The sequence below is a fragment of the Dolichospermum planctonicum genome (assembly GCF_005402965.1).
Taxonomy (GTDB): Bacteria; Cyanobacteriota; Cyanobacteriia; order Cyanobacteriales; family Nostocaceae; genus Dolichospermum; species Dolichospermum planctonicum.
The window spans coordinates 1-234 of the sequence record NZ_BJCF01000190.1; the positions used below are offsets into that span (position 1 = coordinate 1).

The following is a 234-nucleotide window of genomic DNA, read 5'->3' on the forward strand; positions in this document are numbered from 1 at the left end:
TTTTATTGTCCAAGTTTTCACAATTAAGCCGTCAGGAGATAGAAGCAATGTTTTTAGTGAGTGATATTAAGCAAACAAGGGTCTATCAAGAAGCAAAGCAGGAGGGGAGACAGGAAGGTAGACAGGAGGGGAGACAGAATGGTGAGATGATTTTATTGATACGTCAGTTATCGAAAAGATTTGGAAAATTAAAAGATATTTACATCGAAAATATCAACAGTTTAAACATAGAAC

The 234-nt window shown here is 35.5% G+C and carries 1 protein-coding gene; it reads left to right on the plus strand.

Features of this window, described 5'->3' with window-relative positions; genetic code table 11:
* Positions 1 to 47: 47 nt before the first annotated feature.
* Positions 48 to 234, plus strand: a 187-nt coding sequence (locus tag FFO06_RS20985) for a DUF4351 domain-containing protein (protein ID WP_137909717.1), incomplete at its 3' end; no start/stop codon positions are given.